Genomic DNA, 22,693 nt, shown 5'->3' with positions numbered 1-22,693 from the left:
AAGTGCTCAGCGGGAACGTAGAACCTCACCGCGAACGGGTCAATGCTCTTGACACACAAGGACGTTGACAGAAGCGTGCTCTTAAAGTGCGCAGAGCGCACCCCCGTGCGTCCCGTGGAGGCGATGATGCCTGCTGGAGCCCGCGAACCGCACTTCGTCCGCTCCTTCGGACGCGGCCTCGCGGTCATCCGTGCCTTCGACGCCGACCACCCGGAACTGACGCTCAGTGAGGTGGCGCGGCTCACCGGCCTCACCCGCGCGGCGGCCCGCCGCTTCCTGCTGACGCTCTTCGACCTGGGATACGTACAGACCGACGGGCGGATGTTCCGGCTGACCCCGCGGGTCCTCGAACTCGGCTACTCGTACCTGTCCAGTTTCACCCTGCCGGAGATCGCCGAGCCGCATTTGGAGCAACTCGTCGCGCAGGTGAGGGAGTCGTCCTCCCTGTGCGTCCTCGACGGCGACGACATCGTGTACGTGGCACGGGTGACCACGCACCGCATCATGACCGCGACGATCACGGTCGGCACCCGATTCCCGGCCCAAGTCACCTCCGTGGGGCGGGTGTTGCTCGCACAGCTGCCCGACGAGGAGATCGACTCCCGGCTCGCCCGCGCGGACCTGCCCGCCCTGACGACCCGCACGATCGCCTCGCCCGACCTGCTGCGCACCGAACTGCGCCGGGTCCGCCGTCAGGGGTACGCGATCGTCGACCAGGAGCTGGAGGAGGGGCTGCGCTCGGTCGCCGTCCCGGTGCGCGACCGGGACGGCGAGGTGGTGGCGGCGGTCAACATCCCCGTACACGCCAGCCGCAACTCCGTCGACTCCGTACGCCGTGACCTGCTGCCGCACCTGCTGGCCACGGTCGCCCGCATCGAGGCGGATCTGCGCGTCACAGGTCGAGGACGAGCCGCTTTCCACGGCACCGGGACACACAGATGAGCATGGTCTCGCCGGTCTCGCGCTCCTCGTCCGTGAGCACCGAGTCCCGGTGGTCCGGGGTGCCTTCGAGGACATCCGTCTCGCAGGTCCCACAGGTGCCCTCGGTACAGGAGAAGAGCACCTCGACACCCGCGGCCCGTACGGTGTCGAGCACGGAGACGTCCGCGGGGACGGTGAGCGTGCGGCCCGAGCGCTCCAGAACCACCTCGAACTCCGTGTCCGCGCCCGCCTCCTGGGCCTTGGGCTGGAAGCGCTCGACGTGCAGTGAGCCCTTCGGCCACACCGCGCACCGCTCCTCCACCGCGTCGAGCAGCACACCGGGACCGCAGCAGTAGACGAGGGTGTCGGGCTGCGGGGTGCCGAGCACGGAGGCGAGGTCGAGCAGCCCGCTCTCGTCCTGCGGGGCGACCCGCACCTTGTCCCCGTACCGCGCCAACTCCCCGGTGAAGGCCATGGAGTTACGCGTACGACCGCCGTACAGCAGTGTCCATTCGGCGCCCGCCGCCTCGGCCGCGGCGAGCATCGGCAGGAGCGGGGTGATGCCGATGCCGCCCGCCACGAAGCGGTAGCGGGGCGACGGCTGGAGGGCGAAGTGGTTGCGCGGGCCGCGCACGCGGACCTTGCCGCCCACCGCCAACTGCCCGTGCACGTACGAGGATCCACCCCGCCCGTCGGGTTCCCGCAGAACCGCGACACGCCACGCGTGCCGGTCGGCCGGATCGCCGCACAGGGAGTACTGCCGCTCCAGGTCCGGGCCCAGGATCACGTCGATGTGGGCGCCCGGTTCCCAGACCGGCAGCTCCTCGCCCAGCGGATGGCGGAGGGTGAGGGCGAGCACGCCGTCGGCGGCCAAGTCCCGCCGCACGACGACGAGTTCGACTTCGTACGAGGTCATGAGCCGTTTCCTTGGGAGGTGTGCGGGATCTGCTGGGCGTGTCCCTCGGGGTGGGCGAGCATCCACTCCCACATCTCGATCGGGTCCTCGGCGGTGTGCTCGGCCCCGCAGTGACAGGTGCCGTGCAGGACATCGGTGCCCGGCAGCCAGTCGATACGGTAGATCTCGCCGGTCGGCGTCGTCACTGGACCTTCTCCATGGGCTTCTCGCCCTGCTCGACCAGCCGGGCGAGGATACGGCGGGCGGCCAGACCACCGGTGTCGATGTTGATGCTCAGCTCCTGGTAGCCGGTCCGCTCCGTGCCCAGCGTCCGCTGCAGCAGGTTGAGCGCGTCGACGTCCTGCATGACGACCGTGTGGTTGTTCGTCCGCAGGAACTCGGTGACCTCGTCGTCGCCCGTCGCCCAGTCGCGCGAGACCGCCCAGAAGTCGTACACCTTGCCGTCCGACGACGGCGTGATCGCGTACGTGATCTCGGTGTGGAAGCCGTTCGGATCGCTGCCGTCCTCCTCGGGCACGACGCCCACCGGGGCGATACGGCTGTGCAGCAGATAGAGACAGGGGGCGTGGTACTCGATGTCCTGCCAGCGGGTGATCCGGCCCTCGATGCCGGTCGAACGGGCGTAGAACGACGGGCACTCGGCGTCGGCCATGTGACGGCTCACCCGGACGATGCCCGCGCCCTCGTCGACCTCGGTGGTGATCGGCGTCTCGGCGACCTCGGGGGTACCGATGTAGCCCCCGTGCAGATACGTCTCGTGCGAAAGGTCGAGGAGGTTGTCGACGAGCAGGCCGTAGTCGGCGTCGATCGGCTCCATGCCGCGGACCGTGGTCCAGTCGGGGGAGTCCATGTGCCGGGCGCGCGGGATCGTCTGGGGGTCCGCGAGGCCCGGGTCGCCGATCCAGACCCAGACGAACGAGTCCTGCTCGACGACCGGGTACGCGGCGACACGGGCGGTGCGCGGGATGCGTTTCTGCCCCGGCACGTACACACAGGCGCCCGTCGTGTCGTACGTGAAGCCGTGGTAGCCGCACACGATCCTGTCGCCGTCGAGGCCGCTCTCCGACAGCGGAAAGCGGCGGTGGACACAGCGGTCGGCCAGCGCGACGGCCCTCCCGTCGTCCTCGGTGCGATAGAAGACGAGCGGCTCACCGAGAATCGTCCGACCGAGCAACTCCCGCCCCACCTCGTGGGTGTAGGCGGCGACGTACCACTGGTTCCTGGCGAAGGCGGTTGTGTGAGGCATGTGTGCGGCTCCCGTCTTTGGGTGGTGGCGACATCGTCGTGACGGGCTCCACAGGGGCGCAAGAGTGCTTCCGTCTCACGGAAGGATGGATGGAAAGCGCCTGTTCAGAGGGCGGCGGCTCGTCGTGTCCTTCGGTGACGAAGCGGCGGGGCCTGAGGAGCGGCGCCGGATCCTGTCCGAGGCCTTGGCGGGATGAGTGGACAAGTGCCCGGATGTGAAGATCGCCCGTGAGGTGGTTCAGGGCCACTCTGTGGAGAACTGGCTCTTGCCGCAGTCATTGGTCGAAGCCGCCCGGCGGAACGCCGCACAGTTGGCCGCCCGGGGTTTCGCGCCCTCGCAATGGCGTCAGGCCTGCGCGACGACGCTCCCGCCTGTGCCCCGTCGCCGACTGGCCGGGGACGGGTCACAGGCGGATGACGATCAGGGCGGTGTCGTCGGTGTTGCCGGTGGGGGGAAGAAGGTCGGTCAGGAGGGCATCGGCCAGAGCCTCGGGGTCGGATTGCCGGTGGTGGGTAAGGGAGTCGGCGAGGCGGCCCAGGCCGGTGTCGATGTCCTCGCTACGGCGTTCGATCAGCCCGTCGGTGTACAGGACAAGGGTGGCGCCCTTGGTGAAGGGTGTGCGGGCCTGGGGGCGGGGCACGTGTTCCGGCCGGGCACCGAGCGGCGGGTCGGTGGCCTGATCGAGGAAGATCACCGTGCCGTCGGGGTGGAGCAGGGCCGGCGGAGGATGGCCGGCGCAGCTGTAGGTGATGGTGTGGTCGTCCCAGTCGATGAACGTGGTCACCACGGTGGTCGACTCGGCGCCCTCGACGTAGCGGGCGTACAGGCCCAGGGCGTCCAGGGCCCGGGCCGGCCCGGCGGCGACACGGCAGGCCGCGCTCAGGGCGCTGCGCAGCTGTCCCATGGCACAGGCGGCGGCGAGGCCGTGGCCGACGACGTCGCCTACGGCGACCGCGAGGCATTCGCCGGGCAGGTCGACCAGGTCGTACCAGTCGCCGCACACATTCAGGGAGCCGATGGCGGGCTGGTAGCGCACGGCCGCCCGGTGGTGTCCGACGGGTCTGGGGGCGGGCAGCATCGCCTCCTGCAGGGCCAGGGCGACCTCGCGTTCGTGGGCGTGCGCCGTGCGTAGCCGTTCGTTGACCTCCTGCAGCTCGCGGGATCGGGTGTAGAGCTCGGCCTCCAGCACGCGGGCCCGGCTGTCGCGGCCCGGGCCGCCGCGGGCGCGGATGAGTTCGGTGACCTCCTCCACCCGGTGCACAAGCAGCACGACCTGGCCGTCGGGTCCGCAGACGGGTGCGTTGACCGGGCTCCAATAGTGTTCCTGCCAGTGGCCGGGGCGCTGGGGGTCCTCGATGTCGTAGCGGAGCAGGGCCATGGTGTCGCGTTCGCCGGTGGCCGCCACCCGCAGCATCGACGCGCGGGTTTCCCGCATGCCGGCCGCGGCCGGGTCGTTCGGGTTTTCGGGGAAGACGTCGAAGATGTAGCGGCCCAGCAACTGTTCGCGGGTGCGTCCGGCGAGCCGTAGGAAGTCGTCGTTGGCGTCGGCGTACACCAGGTCGGGGGTGAGCAGCGCCACCATGCCGGGCAGGGCCTGGAAGACAGCCGCGTAGTCGATCTGCGGTTCCCTCATGTCCTGCCTGCCTCGACGTCGAAGGTCACTGTGCCGTTCCACGATAGGAGCGAACACCTCACGGGGCCCGGGCACTGCTCCCTCCGTGGCCCGGCAGCTTCGTATCGCCGACATGAGCCGCGAGACCCGCGCCGGCGACTTCCCCACCTGCGCCCGGGCACACGGCGAGACCGCCTCCCGATACCCTCCGGGGCCCACATCGGGTTCACGCGCGGGAGTTGCGATGAATGCGGTGACAGTACTGATGCTTGGCGGTCTTCTCGTGTTCTGTGCAAGCGCGCTCGCCGGGTCTTGCGCTACGAGCCGCCCCGCGGTTTCGCACAGGTGCTCACGGGTGAAGTGGACGTCGTCGAAGGTGACGAAGCAGCCTTCACCGGTCGGCGACTGTGCCTCGACACCGAATTCTCCCGCGGTCAACGAGAACGCTCCGGTAGGTCGGGTCGGGCCCTGGGCCGTGGATCAGTCGCGCACGAGTCGAGGAGGGCCCGCCGTACGGCAATCCTCCACCTGCCCCGCTGCGGATCTGAAGGGCAGGACCCCGGCGGCTGAGGGCTCTTGGACCGTGGGCCCGCCGGTTCGACCGACCGCAGCGGCCTTTCGGCAGTCGGGGAGCCGAGGGCCGCCCGCTTCTCGCGGACCCGGATTGCGCGGTGCGCGGTTTCTCTCCGCTCCGCCGCGTCTGATGTGTTGCCCTCGGCTCACTTCCATGGCATCACGGTCCACCGGCGAGCAGTAGGCCCGAACGGTCCAGGCGGAAGGGTCGACAGGCCCCCGACAACGCGGGGCCGGGGCACGGCTGATCTCGGCCCGGGCTCTCTATTCGCGGTGCAGTACGACCTTGAGGGCGCCGGTCTCGGTGCCGTGCGAGAAGACCTCGTAGGCGTCCTCCATCCGGCCGAGGCCGAAAGTGTGGGTGACGAGCCGGGAGATGTGCAGGCGCCCGGACGTCACCAGATCGAGCAGCCAAGGCGTGGAGGAGGTGTCCACCTGGCCGGTGCTGATCGTCACGTTCTTGCGCCATAGTGCCTCGAGGTGCAGCGTGGCCGACTTGCCGTGCATACCGATGTTGGCGATGTGCCCGCCCGAGCGTACGACCCGTGTGCACAGGACGAAGCTGTCCGGATCCCCGGCGGCCTCGATGACCACGTCGGCGCCTGGCCCATCCGCGAGATCGGCCATCAGCCGTCCGGGCAACTCGGCGGCGTCGGCGCCAAATCGGCCGGCGGCCTCCAGCCGGGACCGGGACAGATCCACCGCGATGATTCGGCGCGGTGAGTAGATCCGCGCGGTGAGGACGGCGGCAAGCCCTACGGGACCGGCGCCCACCACGACGACGGTGTCGCCCGGGCCCACGTGTCCGTTCCGCACACCGACCTCGTAGGCGGTGGGGAGGACTTCGGAGAGCAGGACGGCGTCATCGAGCGCCAGGGCGCCGGGCCGCCGTTGGGTGGAGTAGTCGGCGAAGGGCACCCGTACGAACTCGGCCTGTGTTCCGTTGGCCAGATCACCGAGGATCCACCCGCCCCCGCCGCGGCATTGTCCGAACATGCTGTCCCGGCAGAACTGACAGTGGCCACAGGCCGAGACGGACGACACGATCACCTGCTCCCCCGGGGCGATGGAGTGAACCTCGCGGCCGACTTCCATCACCTCGCCGACCGCCTCGTGGCCGAGGACCGTCCCTGGCTTCACCTCCGGCAGGTCGCCGCGCAGTATGTGCAGGTCAGTGCCGCAAATGGTGGTGGAGTCGACGCGCACGATCGCATCGGTCGGGTCCTCGATCGCCGGATCCGTGACCGTGTCCCAGGAGGCTTGTCCGGGGCCGTGGTAGACGAGTGCTCGCATGGTCCCCCACTCCCTGGCTGACGCGGCCCTCTCACCTACACGGTCACTCTCGAACGAGGTCCGGGCAAGCGGGGACTGCCGGATCTGCCGGACTCCTGATTCCTCAGCTGCAGGACGCGGACCTGTCCGACACGGCTGCCTCGCTCGTGTCCGTCAGCGTGCCGAGGCGGCCTCCCACACCCGCAATGTCCCGCCTGCCCGGCGACGCCTGGCACGCTCCCCCACTGCCTCAGGGGAGCCGGACACGACCTAGCCCGGCTCCATGTAGGGACGGCGGAAGACCGGGGCCCGGCTTGTGGCGCGCGGGCGGATGGCTGCCAGCGCCTGGACGACCGCTGCCTCCAGGGAACCGCTCGTGTCGACCCTCACGGCTTGTGGCCACGGTGGTTCCGTGCCCGCCATCGCGGTGGCCACGTCGAGGTCGGCGTCGGATGCGCCGGGGGCGCGGGTGGCGAGGCGGGCGGCCGTCGTCCCGTCCGGAACCTGGCAGTGCAGGGCCACCAGGTCGGCGTGGGTGCGTTCGGCCAGGGCCAGGGCGGCTTCGCGCTGTCCCGCGTCGGACCAGGAGGCGTCCAGGACGACGGACTCGCCGCGGGACAGGAGGGCGGATGCGCGGTCGAGCAGCGCCGCATACGTCTTGTTGGTCCATTCGGGTGAGTACAGGCCCTCGCCATAGGCGGCGGCTGCCGACTGCTCGGCCGGTATGCCCGCCAGTTCCTTGCGGAGGCGGTCGCTGCTGAGCAGTGTGACGCCCAGACGGTCGGCGAGTGCGCCGGAGAGCGTCGACTTCCCGCTGCCCGGGAGACCGCCGACGAGCGTCAGGCCGACGGCGGAGGCACGCAGGTGGCGCAGGGCGGTCGTGATCAGCAGGTGTGCCGTCGTCTCCGCACCGGGCGTGCCCTGGCCGGCCTGGATCAGCGAGACCTTGGCACGGACGAACGCGCGGTAGGCGACGTAGTGGTGACGCAGGGAGGGCGGTGCCGGGTCGCCGGAGTACTCGCCGTATTCGGCGAGGAAGAACGCCGCGGACTCCGGTGCGCCGAGCTGTTCCAGGTCCATGGCCAGGAAGGCGGCGTCGTCGAGGCCGTCGACATAACGAAGGCTGTCGTCGAACTCCAGGCAGTCCAGGACACGCGGGCCGTCGTCGAGACAGAAGATGTCGTCGGCGAGCAGGTCCCCGTGGCCGTCGACCACCCGCCTCTGCGCGATCCGCGCGTCGAACAAGGGCTCGCGGCCGGCGAGATAGCGGCGCACCAGCCGCTCGGTCTCCGCCACGCCGTCGGGCGCGGTGCCGTTCTCGGACAGCTCGCGGACCTGGGCGAAGCTCGCCTCCCATCGTGACGACAGCGCATCGCGCGTGCCCTGCTTGTCCACCTCCCGGCTGGGCGACACGCTCGCGTGATGGGCGGCGAGCAGCCGGGCGACGGCTCGCAGGGCGTCGTCGACGGCCGAGCCTTCCCGTACGAGATGGGAGAGGCGGCGCTCAGTGGGCATGCGGCGCATCACCACGACGGGTTCGGGCACGTCCGCGTCCGGGCTGCTGAATTCGCCCACGCCGAGGTAGACGTCGGGGGCGAAACGGCGGTTGAGGGCGACTTCCCGTTCGCACGCCGCCCGCCGGGCGGCCACCGTGGTGTAGTCCAGGAACGTCAGGTCCACTGGCTTCTTGAGCTTGTAGGCGCGGTCCCCGACGAAGAGGACCACCGCGGTATGGGTCTCGCGCACCGCGGCGCGCGTCGACGGCGGAGTCCCGCGAGCGGCACCGAGCCGCAGCACGGAGGCGTCGGCCCGCTGCACCGACACCCCTGGCTCCCCGTGACCGCTGGGCTCAGTCATGAGGGACGACGGCGACGGGGCAACGCGCGTGGTGGACGGCTGCCTGGGCCACGGGGCCCAGGCGTGGTCCCAGGTTGGGGTGGTGCTTGCGCCGGCCGACGACCAGCAGGTCGGCGCCCTCGGCTGCTCCTACGACGGCCCTGGCGGGGCTGTTGAGGCGGGCGGTGTCGGCCACGTCCACGCCCGGAAACTTCTCGCGCCAGGGGCGGAGGGCCTGGTTCAGGTGCTTCTGCGCGTCTTGGATGATCTCCCGGGTCAGAGTGTGATCCACGCCCCATGGGGTGTACGCGTGGAGCGGCGTGCTGAGGCCATGGACGGCGCGGAGGGGTACACCCCGGGCCGCGGCGGTGGTGAAGGCGAATTCGAGCAGGTCGTCGCACGGGTCGCGCAGTTTCAGCCCCACCACCACACCGCCTGCCGAACCTGGCTCCGGCGCCGAAGGCCGTTCTGCGCGCTTGTCCGCACGCACCAGGACCACGGGCCGCTCGGCGTGTGCCACGACGAGCATGCTGATGTCACCGAGGAAATAGCTCTCCACAGGAGTCAGGCCCCGTGAGCCGAGTACGAGCATCTCGGACTCCGACGCCGCGTGGAGCAGTGCGTCCTGGGCATCGTCGGCGACCAGGTTGCCGACGACCGTGAGGCCCGGGTGGCCCGCCTGGAGTTCTGTCTGCGCGTTGTGCACGAGCCGTTTCGCCCAGTAGTTCTGGTCCATTTCCGCCGGGACGTGGGTCGGTTCCGGCACCAGCAGAGGCCATGCGTGCAGCAGACGCAGGGTGAGTCTGCGCCGCTCGGCTTCCTCTGCGGCCCAGTGGGCAGCGGCGAGGCTCTCGGGGGAGCCGTCGAGGCCCACGGTGAGGACTCGTTCCATGGCGACTGCCTCCATTTCGTAAGAAGCTGGAAGGACGGTGGGTGTGGCCGCTGTCCGCACTGCCACGGTCTCCGCGTGTCGGCGGCCGTGCAGGCCGGCTGTGGGCGTGGTCGGCGCAGCGCATGAGCATCTGTGTCGGCGCGTTGACCACGGCGCTTCTCCATCGAGGAGTACCCCAGATCTCCTCGCGGCGCATGTGGTCCCCGGAAGGGCGGACAACCGACCGGCGTGAAGTCCGGCATGAGGAGGCGGAGGCGATGGCGGTTCCCCTGGTGGTCGGCATCGACGGGTCCGAGGCGAGTCTTGAGGCGGTGGACTGGGCCGCTGACGAGGCACTCCGGCACGAGGTGCCGCTCCATCTCCTGCACGCGGCTGCAGCGGACCACGAGTCGTCCGGCCTGGTCGCCGCCGCCTCGGAGCGAGCCAGGAAGAGCGCACCCGCGGTACGGCTGTCGAATGAGCTGCTGTACGAGGACGCGGCGTCCGCCCTGGTGGGCAAAGGGCGCAACGCCCTCGCGCTGGTACTCGGGTCCAGAGGGCTCGGAGGCCTCGCCGGGCTGCTTCTCGGTTCGGTCAGCCTGTATGTGGCCGCCCATGCCGACTGCCCGGTCGTCGTGGTGCGCGGCGGGTTGGAGCACCGGCACGGCCGCTTCGGGAGCGTCGTCGTCGGAGTCGAGGCCGGGGAGGGGAGCGGTACGGCCGTGCGGTTCGCCTTTCGCGAGGCCCAGATGCGGCACTGTCAGCTGGTGGCGGTGCACGCCTGGAGTGTCCCGGTCGGGAACCCCGGGCCTCCGGGCCTGTCCGGATACCCCCTCCAAGCCCCTGAGCACCCTCCGGCGCAGGTTCTCGCCGACGCGCTGCGCGGCTCCGCGCAGCCGTATCAGGACGTGCCGGTGAGCAGCCAGGTGGTCGAGGGCTCGGCGCGACAGGCGCTTCTCGATGCCGCCTCCAGCGCCGATCTGCTCGTCGTCGGAGCCCGCAGACGACATGGGCACGTCGGGTTGCAGCTGGGACTGGTCAACCACGCGGTGCTGCATCACGCGCCGTGCCCGATCGCGGTCGTTCCGCAGATCTGATCGGCGGCCGTGGGCCGAGTGGCCGCCGGACAAGGACCTTCGGCCCCGTGACCGGGATCTGTCGCCATTGGAATGTAGGGAGAGAAACAGACACCGTGGGGGACGCACCAGCAACAGCTGGAGGCCAGACCATGAGTGCACAGGATTCGCCGCACGCATCCGGTCCTCATCGGCCGCACCACGAGCACCCGCGCAAGGGTGCGAACCCACTGAGGCGTACGAACGACCGGGTCGAAGCCTGGTGCTCCGGCTTCCTGCTGCTGGTGCTCGTCCTCGGACTGCCGATGGCTTCGGTGGGTGCGGGGCTGGCGGCATACGAGTCCGGGATGCGCGCCGTTCAGACCCAGTCCGCGGAACGGCATCAGGTCACCGCCCGGCTGATCTCGGCCCCTGATACCGCACCGGGCATTGCCGCAGACGAGAAGCAGAAGGTGCAGGTCAGGTGGACGGGGAACGACGGCAGGCAGCTGACGGGAACCACCCGCGTACCGTCGGACAAGGCCGAAGGCTCGACTGTGCGGATCTGGGTGGACCGGGACGGAACCGTGCAGGAGCCGCCGATGTCCGCCGGCAACGCGAAGGCCGCCGGCTGGGTGATGGGCGCCATGACAGCGGTCGGCGTGTACGCCGGCCTCGTCGCCGTGCGAAAGGGCATGCATGTGGCGCTGAACCGCAGGCGGTACGCGCAGTGGGACACCGAATGGGACTTGGTGGAGCCCCTGTGGTCCGCACGGTTCGGAAAGTGAACGAACTCGTGGCGCCTCACCGGTGCCCAGGAGGAGTGACACAGATGTCCTCGGCGACGACCACTGATCTGTACGAGGTCACGATGGCGATGTCGTACCTGCGTGAGGGGATGACCGGCCCGGCGACGTTCAGCCTGTTCGTCCGCGACATGCCGCCCGACCGCGGGTTTCTGGTGACCGCCGGCCTGGAGTCGTCACTCGACTTCCTGTCCGGTTTCCGGGTCGGCCCCGAGGACGTCGATGCCTTCGCCTCGGCGCTGCACCGGCCTCCGGGCGATCTGGCGCCGCTGCTCGGCATGGAATTCAACGGCCAGGTGAGGGCGGTACCGGAGGGGCGGATCGTCCTCGCCGGAGAGCCACTGCTGGAGGTGACCGCTTCGCTTCCGCAGGCGCAACTGGTCGAGACGTACGTACTCAACCAGGTCAATCACCAGACGACGATCGCCTCCAAAGCCGCACGGTGCGTCCTGGCGGCGGCGGGACACCCGGTCGTGGACTTCTCTCTGCGACGCACCCACGGCCCCCAGGCCGGTTTCCAGGCCGCCCGGCTGAGCGCGATGGTCGGCTTCGCCGGAACGAGCAACGTCGCCGCGGCCACCGCAGAAGGGCTGCCCGCCGTCGGCACGATGGCCCACTCGTACATCGAGGCCTTCGGCACGGAGGAGGCGGCGTTCCATGCTTTCGCCCGGTCCCACCCCGGCCCGCTGACACTCCTGGTGGACACCTACGACACCGAAGAGGGGGTCCGGGTCGCGGCGCGCGTGCTGCGGAATCTGGACCGTGCGTCCGGCTCGGCGATACGACTGGACAGCGGCGACCTCGGCGCCCTGGCGCTGCGGGCGCGGGCCATCCTCGACGCGGCCGGGCTGCCGGACGTGCGGATCGTCGCCAGCGGCGGTCTCGACGAGTACGCCGTGGACGACCTGGTCCGCTCGGCGCCGATCGACATCTACGCCGTCGGCACCCGCGTCGGAGTCTCAGCCGATGCCCCGTACCTGGACTCCGCCTACAAGATGGTCGAGTTCGACGGTCGGCCGGTGATGAAACTCTCCTCGGCCAAGGCGACCGCCCCCGGGCAGAAGCAGGTGTTCCGCTGCCCCGGATACGCCGACGTGATCGGGCTCCGCGATGAACAGCCCCCCGACGACGGCGTGCCGCTGCTGGAGACGGTGATGCGGAACGGGAGGCGCACCGTCGAGCGCCCCACTCCGAGGCAGAGCGGGGAGAGATTCGCCGCCGACCTGGCGGGGCTCCCGTCGGAGGCACTCCGGATCAGGACCCCGGTCGCGCCGCGGGCGGTGACCTCCGAGCGACTGACCGAGCTCACCGGCGGGGTCCGGCGTCGTATCGAGGACGAGGTCCTGGCCGCAGCCGCGGGAGTGGCGAAGCCATGAGCACAACGCATCCGGATCACCGCGGTCCGTAACGAGCTGAGGAGGAAACGATGCCGCATACCGGGGAATGGAAGGTTCGGCTCTACCTCTTCGAGGACGAGGGAACCACCAAGGCACGCGTGGTGCTGAACACGGGCACCACGGAGTTCACCGGGCACGGGGCCGCGCACCAGAACCCCACGGACACGGATGTTCCGGAGATCGGTGACGAACTGGCGGCGGGCAGGGCCATGCACGACCTCGGCCGGCAGCTGGTGGACGCCGCCGAGCGCGACATCGAGGGCATGGGCACGGGCGCCACCGGGCAGAGCGCTCGCCCGGAGACCGGCTGGCCGATGCCGGACCAGATACAAGGAGGCTGACCGCCGCCTGTCCGTCGCGGCAGGATGAGCGGGAACACAGCGGTTCCGCGGCAGGCGTCATGTGCCGTTGGGGGAGTCTCGGGAGTCGTCTGCCCGGTACGCGATGTGTTCGGAGACCGCGACCACGCCGTCAACGCCTCGGCACAGCTGCTCGATCACCGGGATCAGGTCCCTGACCTCGACGGATCCACCGAGTATGACGCGCCCGTCGCGTACCTCGACCGTCACCTCCGAGGCTGCGGGGCCCAGCGTCCCCCGCAGCACGTCGCCGGTGATCTCGTCGCGGATGGCGTCGTCCCGGCGCAGGAAGATCATCAGCAGGTCACCGCGACTGACGATGCCCTGCAGCCGGTCCGCCTCGTCCACCACCGGCAGTCGCTTGACGTTCTGTACCGCCATGAGGCGAGCCGCCTCGACCACGGTCCACTCCGGACGCGCGCACACGGCGGGAGCCGACATCAGCTCCTCGGCCCTGGCGCCTTCGGCCTTGGCCCGCTCCCACGCCTCCATATGCGGAACCGGTGTCAGGCCGGACGGGTCGGCCTGGGCCGAGGACTTGCGCAGCAGGTCGGCCTCGGACACCACACCGACGGGGCGGTCCAGGTCGTCGACCACGGGCACAGCGGTGACGTCGTTGTCCGCGAGCAGCTTGACGATCTCCTTGAACGGCATGTCGCGCCGTGCACGCACGACGCTTCGGGTCATGAGTTCTGCGACCGTACGGTGGTGCATGTCGCCTCTCCGTTCGGGGTGGAGACAGCCAGTGGGCCGTGGTGGTCGGGTGCCGAGCGGGTCAGGAGCCATTCGCTCGGGGGCGTTGTGCGTGCAGCCCCGGGCCGATCGTCCGGCACCAGGATCACTGGGGCTCTCATCCCATGCGGCGGTACGCCGCGCGTGGCACGTTGGGTACAACAGCATTCTGAGGAAGGGGCGGCGATCATGCGAGCTCAACTCGGCGATCAACTCGTTGTCGAAAGCCCTGCCACCAGTGTTCCGAGGCGCGACGGCGAGATTGTCGGGCTCCACCACGCGGACGGAACTCCTCCCTACGATGTGCGCTGGTCGGACACGGACGAGGTGACCCTCGTCTTTCCCGGGCCCGACGCACACATCCGCCACATCGAGCACGGCCCCGGGAGAGCTCCCGGGACTTCCCGGCCGAGCGCGGAAGGGACTGGTGGGCGGCAGGGGGACGCCGGGCCGGGCGGGACTCGGCCCGGCAGGCCGCCCAATCCCGGTGACATCGGCCGACGCGTCGCCGCCGAGCGCACACGCCTCGGACTGACCCGGGCGGAGACGGCCCGCCGCGCCGGAATGGCTCCGGAGTACCTGGCATACATCGAGGAACGGACAGCCGGTCCGACCGTGGCGAGTCTCATCAACCTGGCCGCCGCGCTGGGCACCAGCGTCACGGCCCTGCGCGGCGGCGGCCTCGACGTGCCGCCCGGCCAGGGTCGGGCGCTCCTGCACCCTCAGGTGCGGGACCTGGGTCCCGACGAATGCCGCGCCCGGCTTTCCACGCACGGAGTGGGACGCGTCGCGGTGTCGACAGCGGACGGCCCGGCGGTGGTTCCGGTGAACTACGAGGTCATGGACGATGCCATCGCGTTCCGGACCGCGCCGGACTCCGTCCCGGCGGCGGCCGTCGGTTCGGAAGTCGCCTTCGAGGTCGACCATGTGGACGAGGCCATGAGCCAGGGCTGGAGCGTGCTCGTCGTCGGACCCGCGCGAGTCGTCACCGAGCCTGACGCGGTGCGAAAACTGGTCGATCGCGCCCACACCACGCCGTGGCCAGGGGGAGAACGCGAGATGTGGGTGTCGATCCGGCCCACGCGCGTCACGGGACGCCGCATCACTCCAGCCGAGCAGTGAGTGAGGTGCCGGTGGCTCCTCTCTTTCCGCTCTTTCCGCGTACGTGCTGTGCTCGCCGCGCAGTGCCTCACGCCGACGTCGGCCTCTTCCCTTCCCTCTTCGTCTCCCTCTTCGTCGCAGGGCCGCACTGCCGGACCTTCACCGCGCTCCGTCCGGTCCGGCCGGAGGTGTGGACTCGCCCGTGAGATGGGGCTCGACGTCCACGACACCCTCCACGGCACGCACGAGGCGGACGGCGACCGAGATGAGCGAGGTGTCGCGAATGTGCCCGCGGAGGGTGACGACTCCCTCGTGCACGTTCACGTGGATGGCGTGGCTGAAGCCCGGGAAGAGGTAGGACACCACGGTGCGGCGGACCTCCTCCTCGATGTCCTCGTCCGACCGCAGGAAGACCTTCAGCAGATCGGCACGGCTGACGATGCCCTGGAGCATGCCCACGTCGTCGACCACGGGCAGCCGCTTGACGCGCCGGACCGCCATGATCCTGGCCGCCTGGGCCAGGGTGACGTCGGGGTGGACGGTGATCGCGGGGGTGCTCATGAGCTCCCCCGCCGTCACCGCCCCCGCCTTGGCGACGTCGGACAGGCGCCGACGTTGCTCGTAGAGGCTCGGGTCGCTGTCGCGGAACTCCTCCTTGGGCAGCAGATCGGCCTCGGAGACAACGCCGATGACGCGCCCTTCGCCCTCCAGGACCGGCATGGCACTGACTCTCCACTGGCCCATGGTCTCGACGATCTCCTTGAAGGGCGCGTCGCGTCCGACCGCCACGACCGTCAGGGTCATCACATCGCTCACGATGTGCGGTGTCTCCGGCACTTCCCACCACCTCGTCCCGCCTCGTCAGGGCACCTCGCCCGCACCGTAGGGCGCGTACAGGTCGAGCAGTCGTACCCGGGCGGATCTGAGCCGGCGCGCGAGCACGCCTACGACATAGGCACACAGTTCGTGATCCAGCCCTGCGTCCTTGGCGCACATCTCACGAACCGCCGCGGCGTCGAATTCGTAGGCACGCACCGGGCTGCTTGCCTCGGCCCCCAGATGCCAGTGATGGGGAGGGACCAGCCAGGACCAGCCCAGCAGTTTTCCGGCCCCGAGGGTCTCGATGACCGCCGCGCGCCGGCCGGGTACATGGAGGTCGAGAGCGACCGTGCCCGTGTGGATGATCCAGAAGCGGTCGGCCCTGCCGCCCTCGTTGAAGATGCGCTCGCCCATCGCGAACGACACCTCACGAGCCAGTGACATGAGCTGCTCGCGATGCTCCTTGGCCAAAGAGCCGAAAACGCCGGTCCTCGCAACCACGATGGCCGTCCCTTCTCCGTGACTTCGCGGTGGAGCCGGACTCCAGTCCGGTCACGGACGTCTCAGCACGCACCCGATGCGAAAAGCCATGGCGGCGGAGTGGTGGCACCCAGCGCTGTCGTCCTGCTCTCCTCCCGGCCGCATGACTCCACGATCGTCGCAAAGCGGCGTGGCGCAACCCGGGCCAGGCTCCGGCGGCCGATGGCCGGTCCGCGTGTCGCAGGGAGCCCAGGGCGGTGCGACGGTATGCACAGGAGGTTCTCGCGGTGGCCGGGCAGAAAGGCGGTGGGGACGATGGAGCTCCCGCTGGTCGTGGGCGTCGACGGATCGGATTCCAGCCTGCAGGCGGTGGACTGGGCGGCGGACGAGGCGGCGCGCCACGGGCTGCCGCTGCGGGTCGTCTACGCCTCTCTGTGGGAGCGGTACGAGGGAGTCCGCCCGTCCCTCGGTACCGACCGCCCGTCCGAGGAGATCATCGCGGAGCACATCATCGCTTCCTGCGCGGAGCGCGCCCAGCTCCGCAGCCCGGAGCTGAAGGTGTCGAGCGAGGTGCTGCCCGACGACGCCGTGTCCGTGCTGCTGCACGCGGGCCATGAATCCTTCGCGCTGGTCACGGGCTCCCGCGGACGCGGCGAAATCGGCGGATTGCTGCTGGGGTCGGTCAGCCTCACGGTGGCCGCCCGGGCGGTCTGCCCGGTCATTGTGGTCCGGGGCGGGGAGCAGAACCGGCAGGGTTCCTCGGGCCGGGTCGTGGTCGGCGTCGGAGACTCCACCGAGAGCTCGGCTGCCGTACGGTTCGCTTTCCACGAGGCCGAGGCGCGCGGCTGTGCCCTTGACGCCGTGCGGGCCTGGCGCAGTCCCGCCCACGAGCGCGTGGACCACCCTCTGATCGCGGACGACGCCGCCCGTGTGAACGAGGAACGGGCCTCCGCCCTACTCACCGACGCTCTGCGCGACGCCGTACGGGTTCACCCCGGGGTGAACGTACACCGCCAGTCGGTCGAGGGCTCCGCGCGCAAGGTTCTCCTGGACGCATCGGCCGACGCCGACCTGGTGGTCGTCGGTGCGCTGAGGCGGCACGGCCACTTCGGTCTGCAGCTCGGCAGGGTCGCCCACACCCTGCTGCATCACGCGCGGTGTCCGGTGGCCGTCGTCCCGCTGCGAGCCTGAACCCTGGTCGAGGGCGGCGCTCCTGCGTATTTCGTGGAGGAGAGGGCCCCGTGAAGGAGGGGGTGAGGACGGCGGATGTCGGAGTGGACCTGGGAGTGGGAGTACGAGGGGTGCGACCCCGCTGCCGAGCGGTTGCGCGAATCGTTGTGCACGCTTGGTAACGGCTACTTCGCCACCCGCGGCGCGATGCCCGAGTGCAGGGCGGGCCTGGTCCACTACCCGGCCACATACGCGGCCGGGGTCTACAACCGCCTGGAGTCGACCGTGGCGGGACGGCGGGTGGTGAACGAGGACCTGGTGAACCTCCCGAACTGGCTGCCCCTGCGGTTCCGCCTCCGCTCCGCCGACGGATCGGTGGGCCAGTGGTTCTCTCCCGACACACGGCAGTCGTTCGACCACCGGCACACTCTGGACCTGCGCCGCGCCACGCTGATGCGCACGTTCCGGTTCCGGGACGACAAGGCGGGGGTGCTGAGCGTGGAGCAGACCCGTCTGGTGCACATGACAGATCCTCACCTGGCCGCGCTGCGGACCGTCTTCACCGCCGACGAGTGGTCGGGAGAGATCGAGGTCGAGTCCGCCATCGACGGCGATGTGACCAACAGCAACGTGCACCGCTACCGGTCTCTCAACCGGAACCACCTCGCTCATGTGCGGACCGGGACGGCGGGCGCCGACACGACGTGGCTGCGGTGCCGCACCAGCACCTCCGACATCGGCGTCGGCATGGCGGCCCGCACGGTCGCCGTCGGACAGCCGCCGACGGCATCCGGGCTTCGTCCGTCTCGCCGCCGTGCCGTGCACCGGTTGCTGCTGCCGATCGCTCCGGGCAGCCCCGCCGGTGTGGAGAAGACCGTGGCCCTGCACACCTCACGTGACCTGGCGATCAGCGACCCGCTCGGCGCGGCGCTCGACCGGGTGACCGCGGCGCCCGGGTTTCCGGCGTTGCTGGACTCCCACGTCGCGGCGTGGGCGCGGCTGTGGCGGCGTGCGGACGTCCAGGTGCCCGGGGAAGCGGGCCGTGTCCTGCGTCTGCATCTGTTCCACGTGCTGCAGACGCTGTCGCCGCACACCACGGAGCTGGACGTGGGCGTACCTGCGCGCGGGCTGCACGGCGAGGCATACCGGGGCCACGTCTTCTGGGACGAGCTGTTCGTGCTGCCGTATCTGAACCTGCACTTCCCGGAGGTGTCGCGGGCGCTGCTGAACTACCGTCACCGGCGCCTGCCGCAGGCTTGCCGCGCGGCCGGCGCGGCGGGCAGGGCCGGGGCCATGTATCCATGGCAGAGCGGCAGCGACGGGCGTGAGGAGACCCAGCAGCTGCATCTCAACCCCCGTTCGGGCCGCTGGCTGCCGGACAACTCCCGGCTCCAGCACCACGTCGGCTCCGCGATCGCCTACAACGTGTGGCAGTACTGCGCAGCAACCGGCGACACCGAGTACCTGTACACCAAGGGCGCGGAGATGCTGCTGCAGATCGCCCGCTTCTGGGCGGACACCGCGCAGTTCGCTCCCGAGCTCGGCCGATACCGTATCCGCGGCGTCGTCGGGCCCGACGAGTACCACGACAGCTACCCGGACGTCGCCCGGCCGGGCCTCGACGACAACGCGTACACCAATGTCACCGCCGCCTGGGTTCTCAGCCGCGCCCTGGACCTGGTGCGGAGCCTGCCTGCACGGCGTCGGCAGGAGGTGTTCGAGCGCATCGGGCTGGACAGCGGTGAACTCCCGACGTGGGAGGACATCTCCCGGCGGTTGCTGGTGCCGTTCCACCAGGGCATCATCAGTCAGTTCGACGGCTACGCAGACCTCGCCGAACTGGACTGGGACGCCTACCGCTCACGCTACGACAGCATCCGGCGGCTGGACCGGATCCTTGAGGCCGAGGGCGACACCGTCAACCGCTATCAAGCCTCCAAACAGGCCGACGTCCTGATGCTCGGCCACCTCTTCGCGCCCGCCGAACTGCGGGACCTGTTCCGCCGCCTCGGGTACGAGCTGGACGACGACGTCTGGCGCCGGACCGTCGACTACTACCTCAAGCGCACCAGCCACGGCTCCACCCTCAGCGGCGTCGTCCACGCCTGGGTCCTCGCACGGGTCAGACGGGCCGAGGCGTGGACATACTGCCAGGAAGCCCTGGAACAGGATGTCGCCGACCTCCAGGGCGGCACGACCGGCGAAGGGATCCACCTCGGCGCCATGGCCGGAACACTGGACCTGGTGCAACGCGGCCTGACCGGGCTGGAGACCCGCGAGGACGCCCTCCGGCTGGACCCCGTGCCGCTTCCGGCGCTGTCCGAGTACGGCTTCTCACTGCGCTACCGCGGCCACTGGGGCGTCAGCGTACGGCTGCGCAGCGGACAGCTGCGGATCGGCGTCCCCGACTCGGAGGAATCGCCGATCCGCGTGGTCCTGACCGATCGGGCCGTCACCGTCGCACCGGGGGAGACCTGCACACTCCTGCTGCCGGAGGACTGAACGACCGGGAGGCCGCCGATGACCGACTGCGCGGAGCGGGGATGCGGCGCCCGGGAGCACGAAACGTGCTGATGGTCGGCCCTCTCACGTTCTGGCCATGACGTAACTGTCTGCGCATGCAGCCCTCCGTATGGGTCCTCAGCCAGTACGGTGAGAACGGGTCTGTCGGTTGAGTTGCACCTTGTCTGCGCGGGTCGGTCGGAGGAAATTTATGAGCGGCGAAGTGCGCGGGGGTTCGGAGCAGCATCTGCCCAAGTTGCGGCTGGATGAGCTGCTGGACGAGCTGCAGTCGCGGATCGACGCGGCGCGTGGGACGCAGGACCGGGTGCACAGTCTGCTGGAGGCAGTGCTGTCGGTCGGGCGGGAGCTGGATCTGCCTCAGGTACTGCGGCGCATTGTCGAGGCCGCCGTGGTGCTGGTGGATGCCGAGTACGGAGCGCTGGGCGTGATTGGCGACGACAGCCGGCTGTCGGAGTTCCTGACGGTGGGCATGCGCGACGAACAGCGCGCGCAGATCGGTGATCTGCCCAGCGGTCACGGCATTCTCGGCGAGTTGATCCGGCATCCGGCACCCCTACGGCTGCCGGAGCTGTCGGAGCACCCGTCCTCGTACGGCTTCCCGGAGCATCACCCGCCGATGCACTCGTTCCTGGGCGTGCCCATCCGGGTGCGCGACAGGGTGTTCGGGAACATCTACCTCACCGAGAAGCGCGGTGCGGCGGAGTTCGACGCCGAGGACGAGGCGGTGCTCTCCACCCTCGCGGTGGCGGCCGGCGTGGCGATCGAGAACGCCCGGTTGTACGAGGAGACCCGGCTGCGTGAGCGCTGGATGCGGGCCAGTGGGGAGGTCACGAGCACGTTGCTGTCGGGCGCTCCCAGTGCCGAGGTGCTGGAACTGATCGTCGGGCAGGCCCTGGAGATCGCCTCGGCCGATGTCGGGATGATCGCGGAATACGTGTCCGGAGCGGATGAAATGCGGCCGATGCTCGCGGTCGGGGCGGACGCGGAACGGCGCAGCGGGCTGGTCCTCCCGGCCCAGGAGGGGTTCGTCGCGGCCGCACTCACCACGGCGGAGCCGATGGTCAGTGCCGACATCGAGCAGGACGCCCGCACCGGTGAGCGGGAGTCGCACTGGGCGGGTCTCGGTCCCGTGGTCGCGGTACCACTCGGTGCGGGCGGAAAGGCGCGCGGAGTGTTGCTGCTGGGACGTCTGGCGGGCCGCACGCCGTTCCCGGACGACGACACCGGGCCGTTGCTCGGCTTCGCGGGCCAGGCGGCGCTGGCGCTGGAGCTGGCCGAGCGGCGCCGGGACGCGGAGCAGATCGCGCTGCTCCAGGACCGCGACCGGATCGCGCGCGATCTGCACGACCTGGCGATCCAGCGGCTCTTCGCGGCCGGCATGACCCTGCAGAGCGCCCAGCGGTTCATGGACCACCCCGAGGGCACGGAACGGCTGTCGCGGACCGTCGACGACCTCGACGACACCATCAAGATCATCCGTTCTACGATCTTCGGGCTGCGTACGCACGGGGGAGGGGCCAAGGAGGACAGCGGTCTGCGCGGCCGGGTGTCCGAGGCGGTGAAGTCCTCCGCCAACTCGTTCGGCTTCACTCCCGCGTTGCGGATCGAGGGGCTCGTCGACACCGATGTCCCCGGCGATGTCGCAGACCACGCGCTCGCCGTGCTGGGTGAGGCGCTCAGCAACGCGGTCCGGCATTCGGGCGCGCGTTCGGTGGACGTCCATCTGCGGTGCGCCGGGGGAGAGCTGGCGCTGACGGTGACGGACGACGGCTGCGGAGTGCCCGACGGGGTCGCGCGCAGTGGGCTGAAGAACATCGAGGACCGGGCCCGCGCGCTCGGGGGTGCGCTGACGTTCGGTGAACGGCCGGACGGTGGTGGCACGCAGCTGGTGTGGCGCGTGCCGACGGGCTCAGCCGGGAACTGAGGGAGTCCCGTCGACGAGTGTCTGCGGAGCTGCTCGACGCGGAGAGGAGGGCCCCGGCGGGCCGTACCCCAGGCGGATCACCATCTGCGCGTGATCCCGCCGGTCGCTCGGCAGAGGTACGAGCTGTTCGCGCAGGTCGGGCCATTCCAGGGCCTGGTGCAGCAGTGACGCCCGTATGCCGTGGGCGGTGGCTACGAGCAGGACGCGTTCGAGTGCCTGGCCGACGCGCAGCCAGTCGGTCCGCCGGTCGTGCGCGGTGGACAGTACGGCGATCGTCGGCCGTTTCTCGAAGGGGCGGGCGGCCAGCCCGGCCGGATGCCGGTGGGCGCCGAAGTCCCGCATCGGGATCTGTTCCCGGAAGTCCTGCGGTCCCAGTGTCTCGGGCGGCATCCCAAGGGCTTCGTGGTTCGGTTCGTGTGTCCAACGGCGGCTCTCCGCGGCCCGGTCGACGTTGGCGGTGTTGCGGTGCTCCGCTTCCGCGGTCAGCTGCAGAAGGCGGTCGGTCTCGCGCGGCGCGGGACGGCTCAGCAGTGCGCCTTCACTGTGAGCGGCCTCGGTGAGTTCGGTGAGGACGACAGCGGGCACCGGCCGCTCGGAGAAGGGGAAGCGGCTGCTGTGGCGGCGCCACAGGGCGTCGTACAAGCGTGGCGAAGAGGCGCTTCTGGCGGTGCCGCCGAGGCGTACGGTGGCGAGCAGGTCCGGCTCGTCGGGCCGGGGCAGCAGGCGGGTCACCGGTTCCCAGCCGAAGTGCGCCACCGCCACCCGCAGATTGAGGAGCGCGCATCCGACGGAGAGGTGCAGAGCACGTCCGGTCGGGTCGATGTGGCGCAGGCCGCGGTCCGCGGCGGCGCGGATCTCCAGGGTGACGGTGTCCGGGTCGAGGCGGAAGCGCCAGGGCTGGGTGTTGTGGATCGAGGGGGCGGCCACGGCGGCGGAGACGAGCTTCTCCAGCGTCGGGACGTCGAGAGTCGCAGACCTCATGGGGAACTCCTCACCGCCCTGAGCCGACGGGTCGGCGGGGCTTCTCGGCAACGTTCCCAGCGTGCGGTTACCGGAAGAGGCGGGAGGAGGGGCCGTACG

The 22,693-nt window shown here is 70.3% G+C and carries 20 protein-coding genes; 9 read left to right on the top strand and 11 right to left on the bottom strand.

What is annotated here, in order from left to right:
- Window positions 1–126: 126 nt before the first annotated feature.
- Window positions 127–942, top strand: a complete 816-nt coding sequence (locus OHA11_RS05525; protein WP_266506975.1) for an IclR family transcriptional regulator C-terminal domain-containing protein — start codon at window positions 127–129, stop codon at window positions 940–942.
- Here OHA11_RS05525 and OHA11_RS05520 read toward each other — a convergent pair.
- The 7 genes from OHA11_RS05520 to OHA11_RS05490 all read right to left on the bottom strand — a co-directional run bounded on the left by OHA11_RS05520 (window position 893) and on the right by OHA11_RS05490 (window position 9,268).
- Complete coding sequence (locus tag OHA11_RS05520) at window positions 893–1,837, bottom strand: PDR/VanB family oxidoreductase (protein ID WP_266492547.1); 945 nt, start codon at window positions 1,835–1,837, stop codon at window positions 893–895. The genes OHA11_RS05525 and OHA11_RS05520 overlap by 50 nt on opposite strands.
- Window positions 1,834–2,022, bottom strand: a complete 189-nt coding sequence (locus OHA11_RS05515; protein ID WP_266492545.1) for a hypothetical protein — start codon at window positions 2,020–2,022, stop codon at window positions 1,834–1,836. The genes OHA11_RS05520 and OHA11_RS05515 overlap by 4 nt, the downstream gene beginning before the upstream one ends.
- Entirely contained in the window at window positions 2,019–3,083 is a 1,065-nt protein-coding gene (locus OHA11_RS05510; protein WP_266492544.1) for an aromatic ring-hydroxylating dioxygenase subunit alpha, read from the bottom strand. The genes OHA11_RS05515 and OHA11_RS05510 overlap by 4 nt, the downstream gene beginning before the upstream one ends.
- 403 nt (window positions 3,084–3,486) lie before the next feature.
- Window positions 3,487–4,716: a PP2C family protein-serine/threonine phosphatase gene (locus tag OHA11_RS05505; protein ID WP_266492543.1), complete on the bottom strand. Its 1,230-nt coding sequence runs from the start codon at window positions 4,714–4,716 to the stop codon at window positions 3,487–3,489.
- Between the two features lie 816 nt (window positions 4,717–5,532).
- The gene (locus OHA11_RS05500; RefSeq protein WP_266492540.1) at window positions 5,533–6,561 is read right to left on the bottom strand and encodes an alcohol dehydrogenase catalytic domain-containing protein; all 1,029 of its coding nucleotides are present in this window, start codon (window positions 6,559–6,561) and stop codon (window positions 5,533–5,535) included.
- Between the two features lie 249 nt (window positions 6,562–6,810).
- Window positions 6,811–8,286 (bottom strand): bifunctional aminoglycoside phosphotransferase/ATP-binding protein, encoded by a 1,476-nt coding sequence (locus OHA11_RS05495; RefSeq protein WP_266506973.1) that lies wholly within the window; start codon window positions 8,284–8,286, stop codon window positions 6,811–6,813.
- 103 nt (window positions 8,287–8,389) lie between these two features.
- Complete coding sequence (locus tag OHA11_RS05490) at window positions 8,390–9,268, bottom strand: universal stress protein (RefSeq protein ID WP_266492538.1); 879 nt, start codon at window positions 9,266–9,268, stop codon at window positions 8,390–8,392.
- Window positions 9,269–9,525: 257 nt separating this feature from the next.
- On the opposite strand from OHA11_RS05490, the gene OHA11_RS05485 reads away from it, so the two are divergent.
- The 4 genes from OHA11_RS05485 to OHA11_RS05470 all read left to right on the top strand — a co-directional run bounded on the left by OHA11_RS05485 (window position 9,526) and on the right by OHA11_RS05470 (window position 12,846).
- Window positions 9,526–10,344, top strand: a complete 819-nt coding sequence (locus OHA11_RS05485) for a universal stress protein (protein ID WP_266492537.1) — start codon at window positions 9,526–9,528, stop codon at window positions 10,342–10,344.
- Window positions 10,345–10,475: 131 nt separating this feature from the next.
- The gene (locus OHA11_RS05480) at window positions 10,476–11,090 is read left to right on the top strand and encodes a hypothetical protein (protein ID WP_266492535.1); all 615 of its coding nucleotides are present in this window, start codon (window positions 10,476–10,478) and stop codon (window positions 11,088–11,090) included.
- Between the two features lie 44 nt (window positions 11,091–11,134).
- Window positions 11,135–12,484, top strand: a complete 1,350-nt coding sequence (locus OHA11_RS05475; protein ID WP_266492534.1) for a nicotinate phosphoribosyltransferase — start codon at window positions 11,135–11,137, stop codon at window positions 12,482–12,484.
- Window positions 12,485–12,534: 50 nt separating this feature from the next.
- Window positions 12,535–12,846 carry a DUF1876 domain-containing protein gene (locus tag OHA11_RS05470; RefSeq protein ID WP_266492533.1) on the top strand — a complete coding sequence of 104 codons (312 nt, stop codon included), beginning with the start codon at window positions 12,535–12,537 and terminating at the stop codon, window positions 12,844–12,846.
- A gap of 57 nt (window positions 12,847–12,903) precedes the next feature.
- Here OHA11_RS05470 and OHA11_RS05465 read toward each other — a convergent pair whose 3' ends face one another.
- The gene (locus OHA11_RS05465; protein WP_266492532.1) at window positions 12,904–13,578 is read right to left on the bottom strand and encodes a CBS domain-containing protein; all 675 of its coding nucleotides are present in this window, start codon (window positions 13,576–13,578) and stop codon (window positions 12,904–12,906) included.
- Window positions 13,579–13,785: 207 nt separating this feature from the next.
- Between OHA11_RS05465 and OHA11_RS05460 the strand changes: the two genes are divergently transcribed.
- Window positions 13,786–14,718, top strand: coding sequence for a pyridoxamine 5'-phosphate oxidase family protein (locus OHA11_RS05460; protein ID WP_266492531.1), 933 nt, complete (start codon window positions 13,786–13,788; stop codon window positions 14,716–14,718).
- Between the two features lie 138 nt (window positions 14,719–14,856).
- On the opposite strand, the gene OHA11_RS05455 is transcribed toward OHA11_RS05460, so the two are convergent.
- Together OHA11_RS05455 and OHA11_RS05450 are read right to left on the bottom strand one after the other, a co-directional pair.
- A complete protein-coding gene (locus OHA11_RS05455; RefSeq protein ID WP_266492530.1) occupies window positions 14,857–15,534 on the bottom strand; it encodes a CBS domain-containing protein in 678 nt (225 codons plus the stop codon).
- Between the two features lie 24 nt (window positions 15,535–15,558).
- Window positions 15,559–15,960, bottom strand: a complete 402-nt coding sequence (locus OHA11_RS05450; RefSeq protein ID WP_266506971.1) for a Crp/Fnr family transcriptional regulator — start codon at window positions 15,958–15,960, stop codon at window positions 15,559–15,561.
- A 351-nt stretch (window positions 15,961–16,311) separates the two neighbouring features.
- Here OHA11_RS05450 and OHA11_RS05445 point away from each other — a divergent pair, with 351 nt between their 5' ends.
- The 3 genes from OHA11_RS05445 to OHA11_RS05435 all read left to right on the top strand — a co-directional run bounded on the left by OHA11_RS05445 (window position 16,312) and on the right by OHA11_RS05435 (window position 21,613).
- A complete protein-coding gene (locus tag OHA11_RS05445; protein ID WP_266492528.1) occupies window positions 16,312–17,187 on the top strand; it encodes a universal stress protein in 876 nt (291 codons plus the stop codon).
- A 75-nt stretch (window positions 17,188–17,262) separates the two neighbouring features.
- A complete protein-coding gene (locus OHA11_RS05440) occupies window positions 17,263–19,668 on the top strand; it encodes a glycoside hydrolase family 65 protein (RefSeq protein ID WP_266492526.1) in 2,406 nt (801 codons plus the stop codon).
- A gap of 211 nt (window positions 19,669–19,879) precedes the next feature.
- Window positions 19,880–21,613, top strand: a complete 1,734-nt coding sequence (locus OHA11_RS05435) for a GAF domain-containing protein (protein ID WP_266492524.1) — start codon at window positions 19,880–19,882, stop codon at window positions 21,611–21,613.
- Here OHA11_RS05435 and OHA11_RS05430 read toward each other — a convergent pair.
- Window positions 21,599–22,594, bottom strand: a complete 996-nt coding sequence (locus OHA11_RS05430; RefSeq protein ID WP_266492519.1) for a nitroreductase family protein — start codon at window positions 22,592–22,594, stop codon at window positions 21,599–21,601. The genes OHA11_RS05435 and OHA11_RS05430 overlap by 15 nt on opposite strands.
- Between the last annotated feature and the right edge of the window lie 99 nt (window positions 22,595–22,693).

It is taken from the genome of Streptomyces sp. NBC_00878, assembly GCF_026341515.1.
GTDB lineage: Bacteria > Actinomycetota > Actinomycetes > Streptomycetales > Streptomycetaceae > Streptomyces.
Note: the sequence above shows the minus strand (reverse complement) of the source record. Positions and strands in the feature narration are given on the sequence as shown.